Origin of the sequence: Phenylobacterium koreense, assembly GCF_040545335.1 — a bacterium.
Classification (GTDB): Bacteria; Pseudomonadota; Alphaproteobacteria; order Caulobacterales; family Caulobacteraceae; genus Phenylobacterium; species Phenylobacterium koreense.
This window is the reverse complement of the sequence record NZ_JBEPLU010000001.1, coordinates 1,714,882-1,731,557: the sequence shown is the minus strand read 5'-3', so window position 1 is coordinate 1,731,557 and position 16,676 is coordinate 1,714,882. Positions and strand designations below refer to the sequence as shown.

Below are 16,676 nucleotides of genomic sequence, written 5' to 3'. Positions count from 1 at the left end.
AGTAAGGGTCATGGCGCGCGAAATCGTACTGGATACGGAAACCACGGGGTTCGAACCGCATCTCGGCCACCGGCTGGTCGAACTGGCCGCCCTGGAGATCGAGGACTACCTGCCCACCGGGCGCAGCTTCCACGTCTATATCGACCCCGAGCGCGACATGCCGCCCGAGGCCGAGAAGGTGCACGGCCTCTCAGCCGCCTTCCTCGCCGGCAAGCCGAAGTTCCGCGACAAGGAGATCCACCAGGACTTCCTGGACTTCGTCGGCGACGCCCCGATCATCGCGCACAACGCCACCTTCGACCGCACCTTCGTGAACTACGAGCTGGAGGTCCTCGGCGTCGCCCCGCTGCCCGAAGAGCGCTGGATCGACACCCTGGCCCTGGCCCGCAAGCGCTTCCCGGGGATGCACAACTCCCTCGACGCGCTCTGCAAGCGCTTCAAGATCTCGCTCAGCGAGCGCGAGAAGCACGGGGCGCTGATCGACGCCCGCCTGTTGGCCGCCGTCTATCTGGAGCTGAAGGGCGGCCGCGCGCTCAGCCTGGAGCTCACCACCCACGCCATGGCCGCGCAGGCGGTCGCCGTGGCCAGGGCCGCCGCCTACGGCGCCCGGCCGCGCCCCCTGCCCTTCCGCTCGACCGAGGCCGAACGCGAACTGCACGCCAAGTTCATGCGCGAGGTGGTCAAGAACGAGGAGCTCTGGGGCAAGTTCGGCCTCTAGCGCGGGCCGATCTGCGACCCGATGGCTTCCAACTGCCGGGTGCGGTCGCCGATGACCTGCGCCTGGCACATCGGATAGCTGAGCACCTGCCCCTCGCGGCCTTGGTCGCCGTTCGCATAGAACCGGCAGGCCTTGTCCTTGAAGCTGATCCAGGCCCGCTGCTCGGCCAGTAGGTCGGTCCTGGTCCGGCCGCTGGTCAGCCCGTAGACCTTCTTCCACGTGGCGTTCAGCCGGTCGTCCTCGCGCTTGATCAGATCCGCTCCGCACCGCGACCATGAAGCGTTGTCGTTGCTGGCGCCGATGCAGGCGTCATAGGCTGGATCGGCCAGCCCGGGCGCAGCCATCGCCCAGCTCAGCGCCGCGCCGGCGGCGAGGATCATCGGCCGCATCGCTTTCTCTCCCCAGTTTCAGTCGAGCGACCAGGACCGGTCGCGGAAATCGAAGGACCAGACGTTCCCTGCCATCAGATTGGCGCCGAGTGTCAGGTCGGGGAAGTCCGGAACCATGGCCTTGGGCCGCGACATGTCCACGGCCACCACCGCGACGTCGTGGAAATCCCGGCCGCAGAAGGACAGCGTCTCCGCTCGGTAGAGGCTGACCGGCACGCCTGTGGCGGTGGCGTCGGTCCCCGGCGCCAGGCGCCGCACGAACCGGAAGACCTCTGGGTGAGCCTGGATGAAGGCCTCGTCGGCGACGGTGGTGCTGGCCCCGGTGTCCCAGGCGGCCATCACCGGCTGGCCGCCGGCCTGCACCGGCACCCGGATCATCCGCGTCAACACGTCGAACGGCTGGTCGCAGGCGCCGCGGGACGCCACCCGTCCCCGCCGCAGCTCGTTGCGGCGGAAGTCGAAGGTCACCGCTCCCAGTCGCTCGATCAGCTCCAGCCCGATGATGCTGTGGTCGAACGGGCTGTCGGAAATGGCCGCGTCCACGTCCCGCAGCTTGAAGCCGCCGAAGCTCAACGCCCCCAGCCGCACCTGGCGAGTTGGCAGCACCGCGCCGGTCGCGCCCATCACCTGGCCGACCCCCTCGGCGGGATAGGACTCGAACTCCGGGCGCGGCCGCAGCCCCACCTCGTAGGAGCCGGTGTCGATCTGGCAGCGTTCCAGCACCTGATCGACCAGGCAGTCGGTGAAGAAGAGCTCGCCCCGCCGGGCGAAGGACGCCGTCTCGGCGGCCGCCGGTGACGCCAGGGCGAGGGCGGCGAGGGCCGCGCAGAAGAGTCTCATGGCCCGATGACGCCAGCGCTTGGTGGCGGCATTGTGGAGACCCTCCCGCGCCATCGCCCTACTTCTTCATGCGCATCAGGCCTTCCTGGGCGACCGAGGCGACCAGCTCGCCCTTCTGGTCGTAGATCGCTCCGCGCACGAAGCCGCGCCCGCCGGAAGCCGAGGGGCTGTCCTGGGTATAGAGGTGCCAGTCGTTGAAGTTCGACGGCTTGTGGAACCACATGGCGTGGTCGAGGCTCGCCGACTGCAGGCCGCGGGTCTGCCAGGCCACCCCATGCGGCCGCATGGCGGTGGAGAGCAGGTTCATGTCGGAGGCGTAGGCCAGGATCACCTGGTGCATCCGGGCGCTGTCGCCGATCGGCGCCACCGCGCGCATCCAGACGTCGGAGCGCGGCTCGGTCGGCTTGCCGCGCGAGCCCATCCCGTAGTTGTCGCGGCCGAGCATCTCGATCGGACGCGGCCGGTTCATCATCCGGCGCATCTCCTCGGTGGCGCCCTCCAGCATCTGGGCCTTCTGGGCCTCGGCCTCGGCGGCGAACGCCTCGGGGCCCTTCACGTCCGGCATCGGCGCCTGGTGCTCGAAGCCGTCCTCGGCCGTCTGGAACGAGGCGGCCAGGTTGAAGATCTGCTTGCCGTTCTGCACCGCGATCACCCGGCGGGTGGTGAACGAGCCGCCGTCCCGCGAGCGATCGACCTCGAACAGGATCGGGATGCGCGGATCGCCCGGACGGATGAAATAGCAGTGCAGCGAGTGGCAGACCCGGTCCTCGACGGTCTCGTAGGCCGCCAGCAGGGATTGGGCGATCACCTGGCCGCCGAAGATCCGGCCCGGGCCGTCGTCGGGAGATACCCCGCGAAACAGGTTCACCTCGATACGCTCGAGGGCCAGGGTTTCAACGAGGATTTCGGGCGTTTCCATGGGATCTCTGAAATGCTGCAAGTGCGAAAGCTTTTTCGCTTAAGCTGATAGCGCCGTTGCTGCAAGGCGGCGCCGTACGGTCGCCGTGCTGGCGAAACTCTATTGAAACCCAAAGAACACGGCCGCTACGAAGACCACCAAGACCTTGCTGGCGGGGCGCGGGTCGCCTGCGGCCCAAAGCCGCTGCTCTTGATCGCCGGAGTCGAAACATGAAGCCGCGAATTTCCGTCCTGACGCTGGGCGTCGCCGATCTCGAACGATCGCTCTTGTTCTACCGCGACGGCCTGGGCCTGCCGACGCAGGGCGTCGTCGGCCAGGAGTTCGAACACGGCGCCGTGGCGTTCTTCGACCTGTCGGGCGGGCTTAAGCTGGCGATCTGGGCCCAGGACGACATCGCCCATGACACCGGCTTGCCCGTCTCCCCGGTCAGCTCCACGGCCATGACCATCGGCCACAATGTCAGCCGCAAGGAAGAGGTCGACGAGGTCATGGCCTCCGCCGCGGCGGCCGGCGCCGAAATCGTCAAGCCGGCCCAGGATGCGTTCTGGGGCGGCTATTCCGGCTATTTCCGAGATCCCGACGGCCACGTCTGGGAAATCGTCTGGAACCCCCAGCTCCTGCCGGCGGACGACTAAGCCGGATCCCTTCCAATGGGGAGCGCGTCCATGCGGTTTGAAACCTACGGTTCGTCATGGCAGGGCCGCCAGGTCCGGGCCATCGCCGAGAGCAGCCGCAGTGGAAATTCCGCGCGGAGTGGTCCAAAAGCCGCGCCATGTCCTTCGACGCCACCGTCCTGACCATGTTCCCCGAGGCCTATCCCGGCCCGCTTGGCGTGTCGCTGATCGGCACGGCCTGGCGCGAACATGGCCTTTGGACTCTGGAAACAGTGGACATTCGGGCGTTTTCCAAGGATAAGCGCGGCTTCCTCGACGACACCCCTGCGGGTGGCGGCCCGGGGCAGGTCATGCGAGCGGACGTCATCGCAGCCGCGCTGGACAGCGTGGAGCGGCGGGGGCGGCCGCTTTTGTACATGAGCGCACGGGGTCGGCCCCTGACCCAGGCGCGCGTGAGTGAATGGGCCAAGGGGCCGGGACTGATCGTCCTGGCCGGGCGGTTCGAAGGGGTGGACCAGCGGGTGCTCGACGCCCGGGGGTTCGAGGAGATCAGCGTCGGAGACGCGGTTCTCGCCGGCGGCGAGGCGGCGTCCCTGGTGGCGATCGAAGCGTGCGTAAGGCTCGTGCCCGGCGTCCTCGGCCAGGCCGAAAGCCTGAGTGAAGAGAGTTTCGAGGACGGGCTTCTCGAGCATCCGCAGTACACCAGGCCGCGGGAGTTCGAGGGACTTGAGATACCGCCCGTGCTGCTCAGTGGCCATCACGCCGACATCGGCAAGTGGCGGCGGGCGCAGCGCGAAGCGGCCACGCGGGAGCGGCGTCCGGATCTCTGGGCGCGGTATCTCGCCAATCAACAGGCAAAGGGCGAGTAAAGCCCAGTAGGACAAGGACGACCGCTATGAACATCATTCAACAGCTCGAAAAAGAAGAGCTCGACCGCCTGGCCGCCACCCGCCAGATCCCGGACTTCCAAGCCGGCGACACCCTGCGCGTGAACGTGAAGATCAAGGAAGGCGACCGCGAGCGCGTTCAGGCCTACGAAGGCGTCTGCATCGGCCGTCAGGGCGGCGGCGTGAACGAGAGCTTCACCGTCCGCAAGATCTCCTTCGGCGAAGGCGTGGAGCGCGTGTTCCCGCTCTATTCGCCGAACATCGACTCCATCGAAGTGAAGCGTCGCGGCGTCGTCCGTCGCGCCAAGCTCTACTACCTGCGCGACCGTCGCGGTAAGTCGGCCCGTATCGCCGAGCGTCAGGTGAACACCTCGAAGGAAACCACCGAAGCCTAAGCCTTCGGTCGATCCCAGGGATTACGGAACGGCGGTTGCGGCGACGCAGCCGCCGTTTTCTTTTTTTAGCCCGGATGGCCTTCCGGGTGCTGCGGCAGCCCATCGTCCAGCTCCAGCCAGGCCTGCTTGCTGGAGGTCCAGATATGCTCGGTGGGCGCCAGCCGATCCGGCTCGTCCAGGCTGCCGAAGGTCAGGCCCATCACGCCCTTGTCCTCGCGCATCGAATAGAGCGTCGTGCCGCACTTGGCGCAGAAGCCCCGCTTGACCCCGGGCGAGGAGTGGGCGCTCGCCACCGCGCCGCTCAGCCGCACCTTGTCGATGGAAAACAGCGCCCGGGCGTTGAACGCCGCACCGATCGCCCGCTGGCACAGTCGGCAATGGCAGACCCGCACATTGATCGGCTCGCCCTCGGCCTCGTAACGAACCTCGCCGCAAAGGCAGCCGCCGGTATGGTTCAGCATAAGGCCTCCAATTTCACCCACCACGCGAAGTCTACCGCAACGGCAGCGCTTGGCCACTAGCGCGAGGGCGTCAGATGCTCCCCGCTGGGGGAGCTGTCGGCCGAATGGTCGACTGAAGGGGCCTCCCCGCCGGGGGAGGATTGCGGCGGAACCGCCTGACGGCGGCCTCTCTAGCGGCGGAGTCCTTCATATGCGCCACCTCTCCCAACGAGGGAGGATCTAGCGCCGCTCCCCCAGCACCACGAGCACCTGCCGGACGCTATCTTCCAGGCTCGGCGCGCCTTCGATCTCGATCACCGGGCACGGCAAGGCCGCCAGCCAGGCTCGGTGGCGCTCCAGGCTGCGGCCAGGGAAGCCGGGCTGTTCGTAATTCCGCGCCCATTCGACGAATTCCAGGTGCGCCGCGTGCTGCGCGCCGCCCGGCTCGATCGCCTGCCCGTACCGCGCGCGCTCGCGCGCCAGCAGCCGCGCCATCCGGACCTCCTGCGGGACGCGCAGGAAGACCGCCAGGTCCAGCCGCGGGACGAAGACTTCGCCCCAGCCCATCATGGACCCGGAGATGATCCAGGACGGCGCGTCCGCCATCGCCGCCTCCATCAGCGCCACGCGCTCCTCCGGCGGGCGCTTGGTCGCGAACGGGGGGTCGGTCGCTTCCCAGAAGAACGCGTCCGAGTCCAGGTGCGCGGCGGGCAGGCGCTCGGCCAGCGCCGCGCCCAGCGTGGTCGTCCCCGAGGACGACGCGCCGACGATATGAATGCGTGCCGGCATGAAGCCGCCCTCCCCTCTGCCTCTCGGCGTGGACGATCAGGCCTTGCGGCCCTCGGCGAGATAGCCCTGGAACCCCGCCACGAGGTGGTCGAACATCAGGCGCATGCGGCGGTGGCCTCGCAGGTTCTCGTGCATGGCGATCCAGACCTCCAGCTCGAAGTTGAAGGCGTTGGCCAGCACCCGAACGAGGCCATAGCGGGCGGCCAGCACGTGGTGGCAGACGCCGATCCCCATTCCGGCGCGCAGGGCCGCGAGCTGGGCGACATCGTTGTCGGTCCGGAAGGCGAAGAGCTCGCGCGTCACCTCCCAGGGCAGGTTCAGCTCTGCCAGGGCCTCGATCGACGGCGACTCGCGGTCGAAGCCGATGACGCTGTGATGGTCCAGTTCGATCAGGGACTCCGGAATCCCATGCGTGGCCGCATAGTCCGGCGAGGCGTAGAAGCCGACGCCGATCGCCCCGACCTTGCGGGCCACCAGCGACCCTTGGGTCGGGCGCACCATCCGCACGGCGATGTCGGCGTCGCGGCGCGAGAGGTCCTCGGTCTTGTTCGAGAGGACCAGTTCGAGGTCGATCTCCGGATTCTCCCGGCGGAAGGCGCCGAGGATCGGCGGCAGCACCTCGGCGCCGATGATCTGGCTGGTGGTGATGCGGATGGCGCCCTTCAGGGAGTCGGCCGCGCCCGAGGCGTCCCGCAGGGCGGCCGCGGCGGCCGCGTTCATCTCGGCCAGATGCGGTTCGAGCTGCAGCGCCAGGTCGGTGGGGGTGAGGCCCCTGGGCGAGCGCAGGAACAGCGGCGCGCCCAGCCGTTGCTCCAGGGCCTCGATGTGCCGGCCGAGGGTCGGCTGGGTCAGGCCGCGCGACTTGGCCGCCGCCGACAGGCTTCCGGCCTGGAGCACGGAGTGCAGGCTCTGGAACAGGTCCCAATCTGCGTTCGCCATCCGCCCATGAATAGATGATCTGGTAAATTCGGCAAATGCGGGCGGATGCTGGACTTTGACGGCCATCAAGACCTAGATGCCGCGCATGGTTGGAAAGACGCTTTACGACAAGATCTGGGACGCTCACGTCGTCCCCAATCCGGACCAGGGGCAGGACGAGGAATCGATCCTCTATATCGACCTGCACCTCATCCATGAGGTCACGACGCCGCAGGCCTTCGCGGGCCTTCGCGCCAACCATCGGCCGGTGCGCCGGCCGGACCGCACGCTTGCGGTCGCCGACCACAACATTCCCACCGAGGGCCAGGCCAAGGGCGTGGCCGCCGTCGCCGACGAAGAGGCGCGCCTGCAGCTCCAGACGCTGGAGCGCAACGTCAAGGACAACGGCATCGAGTTCTTCCCCATGGGCGACATCCGCAACGGGATCGTCCACGTGGTCGGCCCCGAACAGGGCCGCACCCAGCCGGGCATGACCATCGTCTGCGGCGACAGCCATACCTCGACCCACGGCGCCTTCGGGGCCCTCGCCCACGGCATCGGCACCTCCGAGGTCGAGCACGTCCTGGCCACCCAGACCCTTCGCCAGAAGAAGGCGAAGAATATGCGGGTGACGATCAGTGGAACCCCCGCCCCCGGCGTCGGCGCCAAGGACTTCGCCCTGGCGGTCATCGGCGAGATCGGCACCGCCGGCGGCACCGGCTATGTCATCGAATACGCCGGTGAGGCCGTGCGCGAGCTTTCGATGGAAGGCCGCATGACCCTGTGCAACCTGACCATCGAGGGCGGCGCCCGCGCAGGTCTCGTGGCGCCCGACCAGACCACCTTCGACTACATGCAGGGCCGGCCCGCCGCGCCCAAGGGCGGCGCCTGGGAGATGGCCCTCTCCTACTGGAAGACGCTCTATTCGGACGACGACGCAGTCTTCGACCGCGAAGTGACCATCGACGCGGGCAAGATCGCGCCCCTGGTCACCTGGGGCACCAGCCCCGAGGACGTCATCTCCATCGAGGACCTGGTCCCGGGACCCGAAGCCTTCGCCAGCCCCGACAAGCGGGCCTCGGTCGAACGCGCCCTCGACTATATGGGCCTGGCCGCCGGCCAGCCGATCACCGACGCCAAGATCGACGTGGTGTTCATCGGTTCCTGCACCAACAGCCGCATCGAGGACCTGCGCGAGGCCGCCAAGGTGGTCCAGCACGCCTTCGTCCACGGCAAGATGGTGGCGCCGCACGTGCGGGCCATGGTGGTGCCGGGCTCGGGCCTCGTGAAGGCCCAGGCCGAGGAAGAAGGCCTCGACGCCATCTTCAAGGCCTCCGGCTTCGACTGGCGCGAGCCGGGCTGCTCCATGTGCCTGGGCATGAACCCGGACCGCCTGGCGCCGGGCGAGCGCTGCGCCTCCACCTCCAACCGCAACTTCGAGGGCCGGCAAGGCCGCGGCGGGCGGACCCACCTGATGAGCCCGGCGATGGCGGCGGCGGCGGCCATAGCCGGTCACATCGCCGATGTGAGAGACTTCGCCTGATGATGAGCCCCCGCGCTAGTTTCCTGGTTTGGTGGGGGCTCCCCATCCTTTGCGTCGGCCTGGGCGCCGGGATCGCGGCCTTTCTCGGCGAGGGCGGCATGTTCGGGCGCGGTCCTGGACAGATCGGGCCGTTGATGGTCGGGGCCGGCTATTTCGCCGCCGTCGCGGCCTTGGCCCTGATCTTCCGCATTCGCCAGAGCCAGGTCGCCTTCCGCGACCGCGACCGCTTCGACAAGCCGGTGGAGCTGGCCATGGTCGCCCTCTGCGCCCCGATCCTGGCGGCGGGCGTCTGGGTAGCCACCAAGTCGGCGGTCGGTAACCTCGCTCCGGTCCGCACGATCTCCGGCAAGCTGGAGAGCGTCGACCAGATCGGCGCTTTCGGCCGCACCTACGCCATCGACCTCGACACCACCGCCACGCCGCTGATGCTGGAGTGCCGCTTCAAGCGCAATTGCGGCAGCCCCACGCCCTTCCTGCAGCTCCAGCCGGGGACGCAGATCCAGACACAGCTCCTGCAGGGCAAGGTGCTGGGCCTGTGGGCCGACGGCCGCACCCTGGTCGAGCCGCGCCGCCAGCGCGCCGGCCGCTTGGCGCTGGGCGCCGCCATCCTGGTGGCTCTCATCGCCTACGCCCTCAGCTTCGCCGTGGTGTCGGTGCGGCTGCTGTTTGGTCCGCAAGACACGGAGCGCCGCCTGGCATGATCTCGGGCCTCGATCACATCGCCCTGGCGGTGAACGACCTCGACGGGGCGGTGGACGCTTATGGCCGCATGCTCGGCCTCGCCCCGAACTGGATCGGCGGCGACGGCGGGGCCCGGCACGCTTGGTTCCAGCTCCCGAACATGGCCCTCGACATCATTGCGCCGCACGGCGAGGGCGCCTTCGGCGACACGATCCGCGCGCACCTCGCCGCCCATGGCGAGGGGCTCTGGGCCCTGGCCTTCACGACCCCGGACATCGAGGCCGCCCAGGCCCTGCTCGCCCGCCGCGGCCTGCCGGGGACCAAGCCGCATCCGGTCCGCTCGACGCACGACGACGGCCGCAAGCGCTACTGGACGACCGTCTCCCTGGATCGCGCCGCGACCGGCGGGCTCAACATCCTGCTGACCGCCCCGCCGCGCGACGGCGCCCCCTGGCCGCTGTCGGAGGCGACCAGCCCCGGCCCGGTGACGAGGCTCGACCATGTGGTGGTTCATACCGCCAACCCCGACCGTGCGCTGGCGATCTATGGCGCCAAGCTCGGCCTCGACCTGCGGCTGGACCGTTCCAACGAGAATTGGGGCGTTCGGCAGCTCTTTTTCCACTGTGCCGATACCGTGGTGGAGGTGGGCGCCAGCCTGAAACGGCCGGTTTCGGACGATCCTGACGGGTTTGGCGGCCTGGCGTGGCGGGTGGCCGACATCGAGGCGGCCCATGCCCGGCTCTCATCGGCAGGTTTCGATATCAATGGGCTGAAAACCGGCCGAAAGCCGGGCACAAAGGTCTTCACCGTACGCTCGGGCGTACCCGGCGGACCGGCCCTGATCATCCAGCAGGGAGAGCGCCCGTGAGGCCGCTGGCCCTGGCCCTCGCGGCCTGCTGCGCGGCCTCGGCGGCGGTGGCCCACGAACTGCCCGTCAGGCTCTCCGACGGGGCGAGCTGGACCATGACCGTCCAGCGCGACCGTGAGCGCGTGCGCCAGGGCCAGGCTCCGCAGGCCCTGCATTCGCAATCGGTCTCGCGCCTGGACTGGAAGGGCTCGGGGACTGGCGGCGTGCTGACGGTGACCCCGCAATCGGCCACGGCCAGCAGTCGGGACGGGCCGGAAGTCGACGCCCAGACGCTGCTCAAGCAGCCGATCGTGCTGGAGGTCGACGAGGCGCTTTCGCCGGTTTCCATCGTCAACTGGGCCGAGGTCCGGCAGGCGCTGGACCAGGCGATCGGCGAACGGGTCACCGATTCCAAGGTCCGTCCGGCGATGCAGAACATGATTTCCGGGCTTCCGCCGGACCAGGCCGCCCCGGTGCTGATGCGCGAGATGGGGTTGGCCTCGCTGGGTCAGGGCCTGGCGCTGGAGGTCGGCGAGGACTTCCCCTACGCCGACCAGTTGCCGAACCCGCTGGGCGGGCCGCCGGTCGCCGCGTCCGGCCGCTTTCACCTTGAATCCTATGATGAAAAGGCCGGCCGCGCGGTGGTGTTGTGGAACAACGCCTTTGACCAGGCCTCGGCCTCCGAAAGCCTGCGCAAGAGCATGGAGCTGCTGGTGAAGCAGATCGCGCCGGACAAGGCCGCCGATGCGATGAAGTTCTTCGAAGGCGCCAAGGTCGACCGCCAGGACGCCTGCCGCCACGAGATCGACATCTCGACCGGGCTGGCGGTCCGCGCCGTCTGCTCCAGCACCATCAGCATCTCCGCCAGCGGCCAGAGCGCACGCAACGTCGATCGCTGGACGATCAGCCAGACCCTGCCTAAGACGAACCCATGAAAGCCTTCACCAAGCTCGACGCCAAGATCGCCCCGCTGCCGCTGGCCAACATCGACACGGACCAGATCATTCCCAAGCAGTTCCTCAAGACCGTGGAGCGCGAGGGGCTGGGCCGCGGCCTGTTCTACGACTTCCGCTTCGATGAGGCCGGCAGGGAGAAGGCCGACTTCGTGCTCAACCGCCCGGAATACAAGGGCGCGGCGGTGCTGGTGGCCGGCGACAACTTCGGCTGCGGCTCCTCGCGTGAGCACGCCCCCTGGGCGCTGATGGACTTCGGCATCACCTGCGTGATCTCCACCAGCTTCGCGGACATCTTCTATAACAACTGCTTCCAGAACGGCCTGCTGCCGGTGGTGCTGAAGGCCGACGAGGTCCAGGCGCTGATGGACGAGGCCAAGGGCGGCAACCATCTGGTCACCGTCGACCTGGAGAAGCAGACGGTCGTGTCGCCCTCGGGCAAGACCTTCAGCTTCGAGATCGATGCGGCGCGCAAGGACAAGATGCTCAAGGGCCTCGACGCCATCGGCGAGACCCTGCAGGCGGTGAGCGCGATCGACGTCTTCGAAGGCAAGCGGGCGATCAGCCAGCCCTGGCTGGAGCGGGCGTGAGCCTGATCATCGCCGGCACGATCCGCGTCCCCGCGGAGAATCTACAGGCTCTGCGCCCGCACATGCGGGCCATGGTCGAGGCCAGCCGCGCCGAGGACGGCTGCATCCAGTACGCCTATGGCGAGGACGTGCTGGAGCCCGGGCTGATCCGAGTGTTCGAAGCCTGGCGTGACCAGGCCGCGCTCGACGCGCATTTCCAGAGCCCGCATATCGCCGCCTGGCGCAGCCGGTGGCCAGCCCTGGGGGTCGACGACCGGCGACTGACGCTCTACGAAGTCACGGCCGAGCGACCGCTCTAGGCGGCGGCGCGCAGATTGGCCTGCACGCCCTGCGGCTTCGGCCGGTAGACCTCGGCAGGGCTGCGGAACATCAGGTCGATCTGGAACCGCATCTCCGCCTCGGCGGCGTACCGGGCGCGCAGTTCGACGGCGCGGCGGATCACCCGCGGGGTCTCCACTTCCTCCGGAATCCTGAACAGGCCCAGGCGCTCGCAGAACCGGCCGAGGTCGCCGCGCGAGGTCAGCATGGAAATCGGCATGGACAGCACGAGGCCGACGGCCAGCGGGCTGGTCCAGGCCAGGAGCAGCGGGTCGAGCCGATAGGCGGCGACGGTCCATCCCAGGCCCAGCAGGGTGTGGATGCCATGCCGCTTCCAGGCGTCCTTGAGCTTCATCTTGCCGTCGTCGCGCTGCTGAGCCGCCCAGCCGGAGTGGCGACCGCGCAGCACGTCGGCCACCGCGACGCTGTGCATGAACATGAAGATCGGAGCCATCAGCGCCGACAGCGCGACCTCGGTGACGACGCTCAGGCCCATCTTGATGCGTCCGCCGCAGGCCTGGCGCGCCACGCGGTCGCGAGCGGTGACGAGCGCGCCCATGACCTTGGGGATCAGCAGCAGGACCATGGTCAGGACGAAAAGCCCGAGGGCCATGGGGGCCGAGGCCTCGCCGATGGCGCCGCGCTGGTCGAACCAGACGAAGGCGCCGGCCGCCAGGAAGGCCAGCCACAGGGGCGCGGTGAGATAGGCGAGCACCCCGCGCGCCAGGTGCAGCCGGCTCACCCAATGGAAGCCGCGCGCGCCCAGGATGGCGCTGTGCTGCAGGTTGCCCTGGCACCAGCGACGGTCACGAACGGCCATGTCGACCAGCGAGGGCGGAGCCTCCTCGTAGCTGCCGGTCAGTTCCGGCGCCATGCGCACGGCCCAGCCGCCGCGGCGCAGGAGCGCGGCCTCCACGAAGTCGTGGCTCATGATGTGGCCGCCGAAGGGCTTGCCGCCCTTCACGTGGGGCAGGCCGGCGCACTCGGCGAAGGCGCGGGTGCGGATGATGGCGTTGTGACCCCAATAGTTGCCCTCGGCGCCCGACCACCAGTCCTGGCCGCGGGCGATGATGGGGCCATAGATGCGGCCGGCGAACTGCTGCAGCCGCGCAAAGGGTGTGGTGGCGCCGATGATGTTGGGCAGGGTCTGGATGAGCCCGGCCTTCTCGTCCCGCTCCATGGCTGCGGTCAGGCGGACGATGGTGTCGCCGGTCATCAGGCTGTCGGCGTCGAGGATGATCATCGACTCGTAGCCGGCTCCGAACTTGATCACCCAGTCGGCGATGTTGCCGGCCTTGCGGTCCCGGTTCAGGGCGCGGCGGCGATAGAAGATTCGGTCGGGAGCGCCCAACCGCAGCCGCAGGCGAACCACGCCGGTGGCCTCGGCCTGGGCGATGGCCGCGTCCCGCGTGTCGGAGAGCACGTAGATGTCGTAGAGCTCGGCCACGCCGAGGGCGTCGAGCTCCTCATAGATCGCCTGGGCGCCGGACAGGATGCGGCCCGGATCCTCGTTGTAGGTCGGCATCAGCAGCGCGGTGCGCGTGAAAATGATCGGTTGGGGATCCAGCGGCGAAGCGGCGCGGGCGCGCCAGGCCAGGAGGAAGCCGGCGGTCCCGCTGACGAAGGCGAAGGCCACCCAGGCGAACAGCACCACGAAGAGAGCGAGCATCAGCCCGTCGGCCGGGCTGAAACCCTTCGGCGCCAGCAGTTGGGTCATGATCGCCGCCGCCGCGGCGGTGGAGGCGCCGGTGGCGCCGAGCAGCAGGATGCGGCGCCAGCGATGGCTGTCGGCGAACCGCGCGCGGGCTCCCTTTACGGCGTCGCGCTCCAAACTCTGGATCGGCATCTCGAGCGCGGCGCGCCCGGGCAGGGTCTGCAGAGCCGGCTCCACCCTGGGTTTCCAGGGTGCAGCCGCCCGCCGGGCGGTTACGCGGTCCATCGGTAAAGCCACACCTCGGAAATGGGTCTGCCGGAACGCACAATCTCGGCGCGAAGCTCTACTGTACGGACCTGCCTAGGGTCGAGCTCGAAACTCAGGCGGGCGCCTTTGGTTTCCGGGTTCGAGTGTAAAGTAACGTCATGGATCTTGCCGGCGCCGGCGATCACATTGGCCCGTAGGTCGTCCACCGGGACCCCCGGCGGAAGGTCGAAATCGATCACGAAGTGGCGCCGCCGCGTGATGGCGTTGAGGCCCGCCCGCGTGTCGATCACCCGTGCGCGGCTGCCGTTCAGAGGCTCCTGCCCCCAATTCAGCCGATAGGCGAAATCGGCGCTGCGGCCTGCTTTTACACCGCCCTGCGGGGTCCAGAAGGCGACGATGTTGTCGTCGAACTCGGTCTGTGTCGGAAGCTCGACCAGGCGCACATGGCCCGCGCCCCATGAGCCCTTCGGCTCGACCCACAGGCTGGGCCGCCGCTCGTAGCGGGCCTCGAGATCCTGGAAGGAATCGTAGCGTCGCTCGCGCTGGATCAGGCCGTAGCCGCGCGGCGCTTTGTCGCGGAAGTCGCTGAGCTGAACATAGCCGGGATTGGACAGCGGGCGCCAGATCCGCTCACCCGCGCCGTTGGCGATCGCCAACCCGTCGGAGTCGTGCACCCGCGGCCGGAAATCGTCGAAGCGGCGGGTGGCGTCGCCGGCGAAGAAGAACATGCTGGTCAGCGGCGCCACGCCGATATTGGCGATCGTCTTGCGGGCGAAGATCCGGCAGCGGACGTCGAAGACGGTGGTGACGCCCGGCGTGACGACGAAGCGATAGGCGCCGGCGCAGCTCGGGCTGTCCATCAGCGCGTGGATCACGAGGCTGTTGGCGCCGCGCGCCGGCCGCTCGATCCAGAAGGTCTTGAAGGAGGGAAACTCCTCCTTCTCGCCCGCGCCGATGGCCAGGCCCCGGGCCGAGAGGCCGTACAGCATACCTTTGGCCACCGCCCGGAAGTAGGAGGCGCCGAGGAACACCGCGACCTCGTCGTAGTATTCCGGGGTGTTGATCTGGGAGTGAATGCGGAAGCCGGCGAAGCCGAGGTCGGACGGCAGCCCGGCGGGTGCCCCCTTCTTGAAATTGAACTGGTCGGCCGAATAGGCGATCGGAACCGCGCGCCCGCCCTGCACCTCGAACAGGTCCACCCGCTCCTTGAAGAGGTGCCCGCGGTGGAAGAACTGCAGTTGGAAGGGCAAACCCTCGGCCTTCCAGTAGGCCTGGGCCGGGTTGAAGCGGATGTCGCGATATTCGTCGTACGACAGGCGCGACAGCACCTCGGGCAGTTCACGCGACTGCGGAACATAGGGTCGCCGCGCCAGGTCGCGAGCCATGCTTCGGACCTGGGCTTCGCTGAAGCTGCGCGCAGGCGCGGCCTGGGCGGCGCTCGCGACGGTGATCGCCGCCAAAGGCAAGGCGGCGATCACGTCGCGGCGATGAAGTGATCGGCTTGTTTCAGGAGCTGGAGCGGCCACGCGAGTCTTGGATCAGCTTTTGGAACGACCGGACCGTCTTAGGTCCGGGTGCGGCGAAACCAAGGCAAAGTCGAGAGTTTCACCCAGGGGCTGTGCTCCCGGGGGCGTTCTGCGCGATTTTGTCTCGATCCGGAACGATTTCTGCTCGGGCTGCACCTGGGCCGCCCAGCAGTCGGAGGTCCCAAATGGTTTCCGGGCGCTGTCGATGCAACCGGGCTTTGGGGTTTGCGGGCCGGCTCTCTTCGCATAGGAGATCGCCTCCGGACTTTGCACGTGCTTTCAAAGGGGCCTCGACATGACTGACCTGCTTCTGTTGCCCGGCGACGGGATCGGCCCCGAAGTGACCCGCCAGGCCCGGCGCGTGGCCGAGGTCGTGGCCCCGGACCTGGCCATCGAGGAGCGGCTGTTCGGCGGTTGCAGCTATGACGAGCACGGACTGCCCCTCACCGAGGAGACCCTTGCCGCCGCCAAGGCCGCCAAGGCGGTGCTGATGGGCGCCGTCGGCGGGCAGAAGTGGGCTGGCGCGCCCCGCGACAAGCGCCCCGAGGCGGGGCTGCTGAACCTGCGGGCCGGGATGGAGGTCTTCGCCAACCTGCGTCCGGCCCTCTGCTTCGAAGCCCTGGCCGACGCCTCCAGCCTGAAGCGCGAGCTGGTGCAGGGGCTGGACTTCATGATCGTCCGGGAGCTCACCGGCGGCATCTATTTCGGTTCGCCCCGGTTCATCGAGGAGCTGCCGGAGGGCGGCAAGCGCGCCGTGGACACCCAGGTCTATACGACCGCCGAGATCGAGCGGGTGGCGCGGGTGGCCTTCGAACTGGCCCGCGGGCGGCGCAACAAGGTGCACTCGGCGGAGAAGTCCAACGTGATGGACTCCGGCCTGCTGTGGCGCGAGGTGGTCACCGACCTGCACAAGCGCGAATACGCCGACGTCGAGCTGGAGCACATCCTGGCCGACAACGCGGCGATGCAGATCGTCAAGAATCCCAAGCAGTTCGACGTGATGGTCACCGACAACCTGTTCGGCGACATCCTTTCGGACGCCGCCGCGCAGCTCACCGGCTCGCTGGGCATGCTGCCTTCGGCGGCCCTGGGCGCACCGGGAAAGCCGGGCCTTTATGAGCCGATCCACGGCTCGGCCCCCGACATCGCCGGCCAGAACCTGGCCAATCCGCTGGCGGCGATCCTGTCGCTGGAGATGGCCCTGCGCTGGTCGCTGGATCGCGCCGAGGCCGCCGACAAGGTCTATGCGGCGGTGGTGCGGGCCCTGGAGGGCGGCGCGCGAACCCGTGACCTGGGCGGCGCCCTGACCACGGAACAGATGGGCGAGGCGGTGCTGGCGGCTCTCTGAGCCCACGTGAGCAGGGGTAAGCGGCGGACGCGGCGAACAA

18 protein-coding genes and 1 pseudogene are annotated in these 16,676 nt (G+C 68.6%); 11 read left to right on the top strand and 8 right to left on the bottom strand.

Going from position 1 to position 16,676, the window contains the following annotated elements; genetic code table 11:
• Positions 1 to 10 precede the first annotated feature (10 nt).
• The gene (dnaQ, locus tag ABID41_RS08630; RefSeq protein ID WP_331930642.1) at positions 11 to 718 is read left to right on the top strand and encodes a DNA polymerase III subunit epsilon; all 708 of its coding nucleotides are present in this window, start codon (positions 11 to 13) and stop codon (positions 716 to 718) included.
• Here dnaQ and ABID41_RS08625 read toward each other — a convergent pair.
• The 3 genes from ABID41_RS08625 to ABID41_RS08615 are packed head-to-tail and all read right to left on the bottom strand — an operon-like array spanning position 715 to position 2,866.
• Positions 715 to 1,107 carry a lysozyme inhibitor LprI family protein gene (locus ABID41_RS08625; RefSeq protein ID WP_331930640.1) on the bottom strand — a complete coding sequence of 131 codons (393 nt, stop codon included), beginning with the start codon at positions 1,105 to 1,107 and terminating at the stop codon, positions 715 to 717. The genes dnaQ and ABID41_RS08625 overlap by 4 nt on opposite strands.
• Positions 1,108 to 1,125: 18 nt before the next feature.
• Positions 1,126 to 1,947 carry a pepsin/retropepsin-like aspartic protease family protein gene (locus ABID41_RS08620; RefSeq protein WP_331930638.1) on the bottom strand — a complete coding sequence of 274 codons (822 nt, stop codon included), beginning with the start codon at positions 1,945 to 1,947 and terminating at the stop codon, positions 1,126 to 1,128.
• Positions 1,948 to 2,005: 58 nt separating this feature from the next.
• Positions 2,006 to 2,866: an acyl-CoA thioesterase gene (locus tag ABID41_RS08615; RefSeq protein WP_331930636.1), complete on the bottom strand. Its 861-nt coding sequence runs from the start codon at positions 2,864 to 2,866 to the stop codon at positions 2,006 to 2,008.
• A 209-nt stretch (positions 2,867 to 3,075) separates the two neighbouring features.
• On the opposite strand from ABID41_RS08615, the gene ABID41_RS08610 reads away from it, so the two are divergent.
• The 3 genes and pseudogenes from ABID41_RS08610 (at position 3,076) to rplS (ending at position 4,762) form a co-directional block, all read left to right on the top strand.
• The gene (locus ABID41_RS08610) at positions 3,076 to 3,501 is read left to right on the top strand and encodes a VOC family protein (protein WP_331930634.1); all 426 of its coding nucleotides are present in this window, start codon (positions 3,076 to 3,078) and stop codon (positions 3,499 to 3,501) included.
• A gap of 137 nt (positions 3,502 to 3,638) precedes the next feature.
• Positions 3,639 to 4,372, top strand: a pseudogene (gene trmD / locus ABID41_RS08605) (tRNA (guanosine(37)-N1)-methyltransferase TrmD); the annotation flags it as partial.
• A 3-nt stretch (positions 4,373 to 4,375) separates the two neighbouring features.
• The gene (rplS, locus tag ABID41_RS08600; protein WP_331930630.1) at positions 4,376 to 4,762 is read left to right on the top strand and encodes a 50S ribosomal protein L19; all 387 of its coding nucleotides are present in this window, start codon (positions 4,376 to 4,378) and stop codon (positions 4,760 to 4,762) included.
• Between the two features lie 65 nt (positions 4,763 to 4,827).
• Here the strand turns inward: rplS and ABID41_RS08595 are convergent, their stop codons facing one another.
• The 3 genes from ABID41_RS08595 to ABID41_RS08585 form a co-directional block, all read right to left on the bottom strand.
• The gene (locus ABID41_RS08595; RefSeq protein ID WP_331930628.1) at positions 4,828 to 5,223 is read right to left on the bottom strand and encodes a GFA family protein; all 396 of its coding nucleotides are present in this window, start codon (positions 5,221 to 5,223) and stop codon (positions 4,828 to 4,830) included.
• 219 nt (positions 5,224 to 5,442) lie between these two features.
• The gene (locus tag ABID41_RS08590) at positions 5,443 to 5,991 is read right to left on the bottom strand and encodes an AAA family ATPase (RefSeq protein ID WP_354297423.1); all 549 of its coding nucleotides are present in this window, start codon (positions 5,989 to 5,991) and stop codon (positions 5,443 to 5,445) included.
• A 36-nt stretch (positions 5,992 to 6,027) separates the two neighbouring features.
• Positions 6,028 to 6,930: a LysR family transcriptional regulator gene (locus ABID41_RS08585; RefSeq protein ID WP_331932870.1), complete on the bottom strand. Its 903-nt coding sequence runs from the start codon at positions 6,928 to 6,930 to the stop codon at positions 6,028 to 6,030.
• Between the two features lie 85 nt (positions 6,931 to 7,015).
• Here ABID41_RS08585 and leuC point away from each other — a divergent pair, with 85 nt between their 5' ends.
• From leuC to ABID41_RS08555, 6 genes are read left to right on the top strand one after another with little or no spacing between them, the layout of a single operon-like run.
• Complete coding sequence (gene leuC, locus ABID41_RS08580; protein ID WP_331932869.1) at positions 7,016 to 8,452, top strand: 3-isopropylmalate dehydratase large subunit; 1,437 nt, start codon at positions 7,016 to 7,018, stop codon at positions 8,450 to 8,452.
• Positions 8,452 to 9,153, top strand: a complete 702-nt coding sequence (locus ABID41_RS08575) for a hypothetical protein (protein WP_354297422.1) — start codon at positions 8,452 to 8,454, stop codon at positions 9,151 to 9,153. The genes leuC and ABID41_RS08575 overlap by 1 nt, the downstream gene beginning before the upstream one ends.
• On the top strand, positions 9,150 to 10,001 hold the full coding sequence (locus ABID41_RS08570) for a VOC family protein (protein ID WP_354297421.1): 852 nt from the start codon (positions 9,150 to 9,152) through the stop codon (positions 9,999 to 10,001). The genes ABID41_RS08575 and ABID41_RS08570 overlap by 4 nt, the downstream gene beginning before the upstream one ends.
• On the top strand, positions 9,998 to 10,915 hold the full coding sequence (locus tag ABID41_RS08565) for a hypothetical protein (RefSeq protein ID WP_331930223.1): 918 nt from the start codon (positions 9,998 to 10,000) through the stop codon (positions 10,913 to 10,915). Before ABID41_RS08570 ends, ABID41_RS08565 begins: the two co-directional genes overlap by 4 nt.
• Complete coding sequence (gene leuD / locus ABID41_RS08560) at positions 10,912 to 11,523, top strand: 3-isopropylmalate dehydratase small subunit (RefSeq protein ID WP_331930221.1); 612 nt, start codon at positions 10,912 to 10,914, stop codon at positions 11,521 to 11,523. Before ABID41_RS08565 ends, leuD begins: the two co-directional genes overlap by 4 nt.
• Positions 11,520 to 11,822 carry a putative quinol monooxygenase gene (locus ABID41_RS08555; protein ID WP_331930219.1) on the top strand — a complete coding sequence of 101 codons (303 nt, stop codon included), beginning with the start codon at positions 11,520 to 11,522 and terminating at the stop codon, positions 11,820 to 11,822. The genes leuD and ABID41_RS08555 overlap by 4 nt, the downstream gene beginning before the upstream one ends.
• Here ABID41_RS08555 and mdoH read toward each other — a convergent pair.
• Complete coding sequence (mdoH, locus tag ABID41_RS08550) at positions 11,819 to 13,780, bottom strand: glucans biosynthesis glucosyltransferase MdoH (RefSeq protein WP_354297420.1); 1,962 nt, start codon at positions 13,778 to 13,780, stop codon at positions 11,819 to 11,821. The genes ABID41_RS08555 and mdoH overlap by 4 nt on opposite strands.
• Positions 13,768 to 15,240: an OpgD/OpgG family glucan biosynthesis protein gene (locus ABID41_RS08545; RefSeq protein WP_331930215.1), complete on the bottom strand. Its 1,473-nt coding sequence runs from the start codon at positions 15,238 to 15,240 to the stop codon at positions 13,768 to 13,770. The genes mdoH and ABID41_RS08545 overlap by 13 nt, the downstream gene beginning before the upstream one ends.
• Before the next feature lie 343 nt (positions 15,241 to 15,583).
• Between ABID41_RS08545 and leuB the strand changes: the two genes are divergently transcribed.
• Positions 15,584 to 16,636 carry a 3-isopropylmalate dehydrogenase gene (gene leuB / locus ABID41_RS08540; protein ID WP_331930213.1) on the top strand — a complete coding sequence of 351 codons (1,053 nt, stop codon included), beginning with the start codon at positions 15,584 to 15,586 and terminating at the stop codon, positions 16,634 to 16,636.
• Positions 16,637 to 16,676 lie beyond the last annotated feature (40 nt).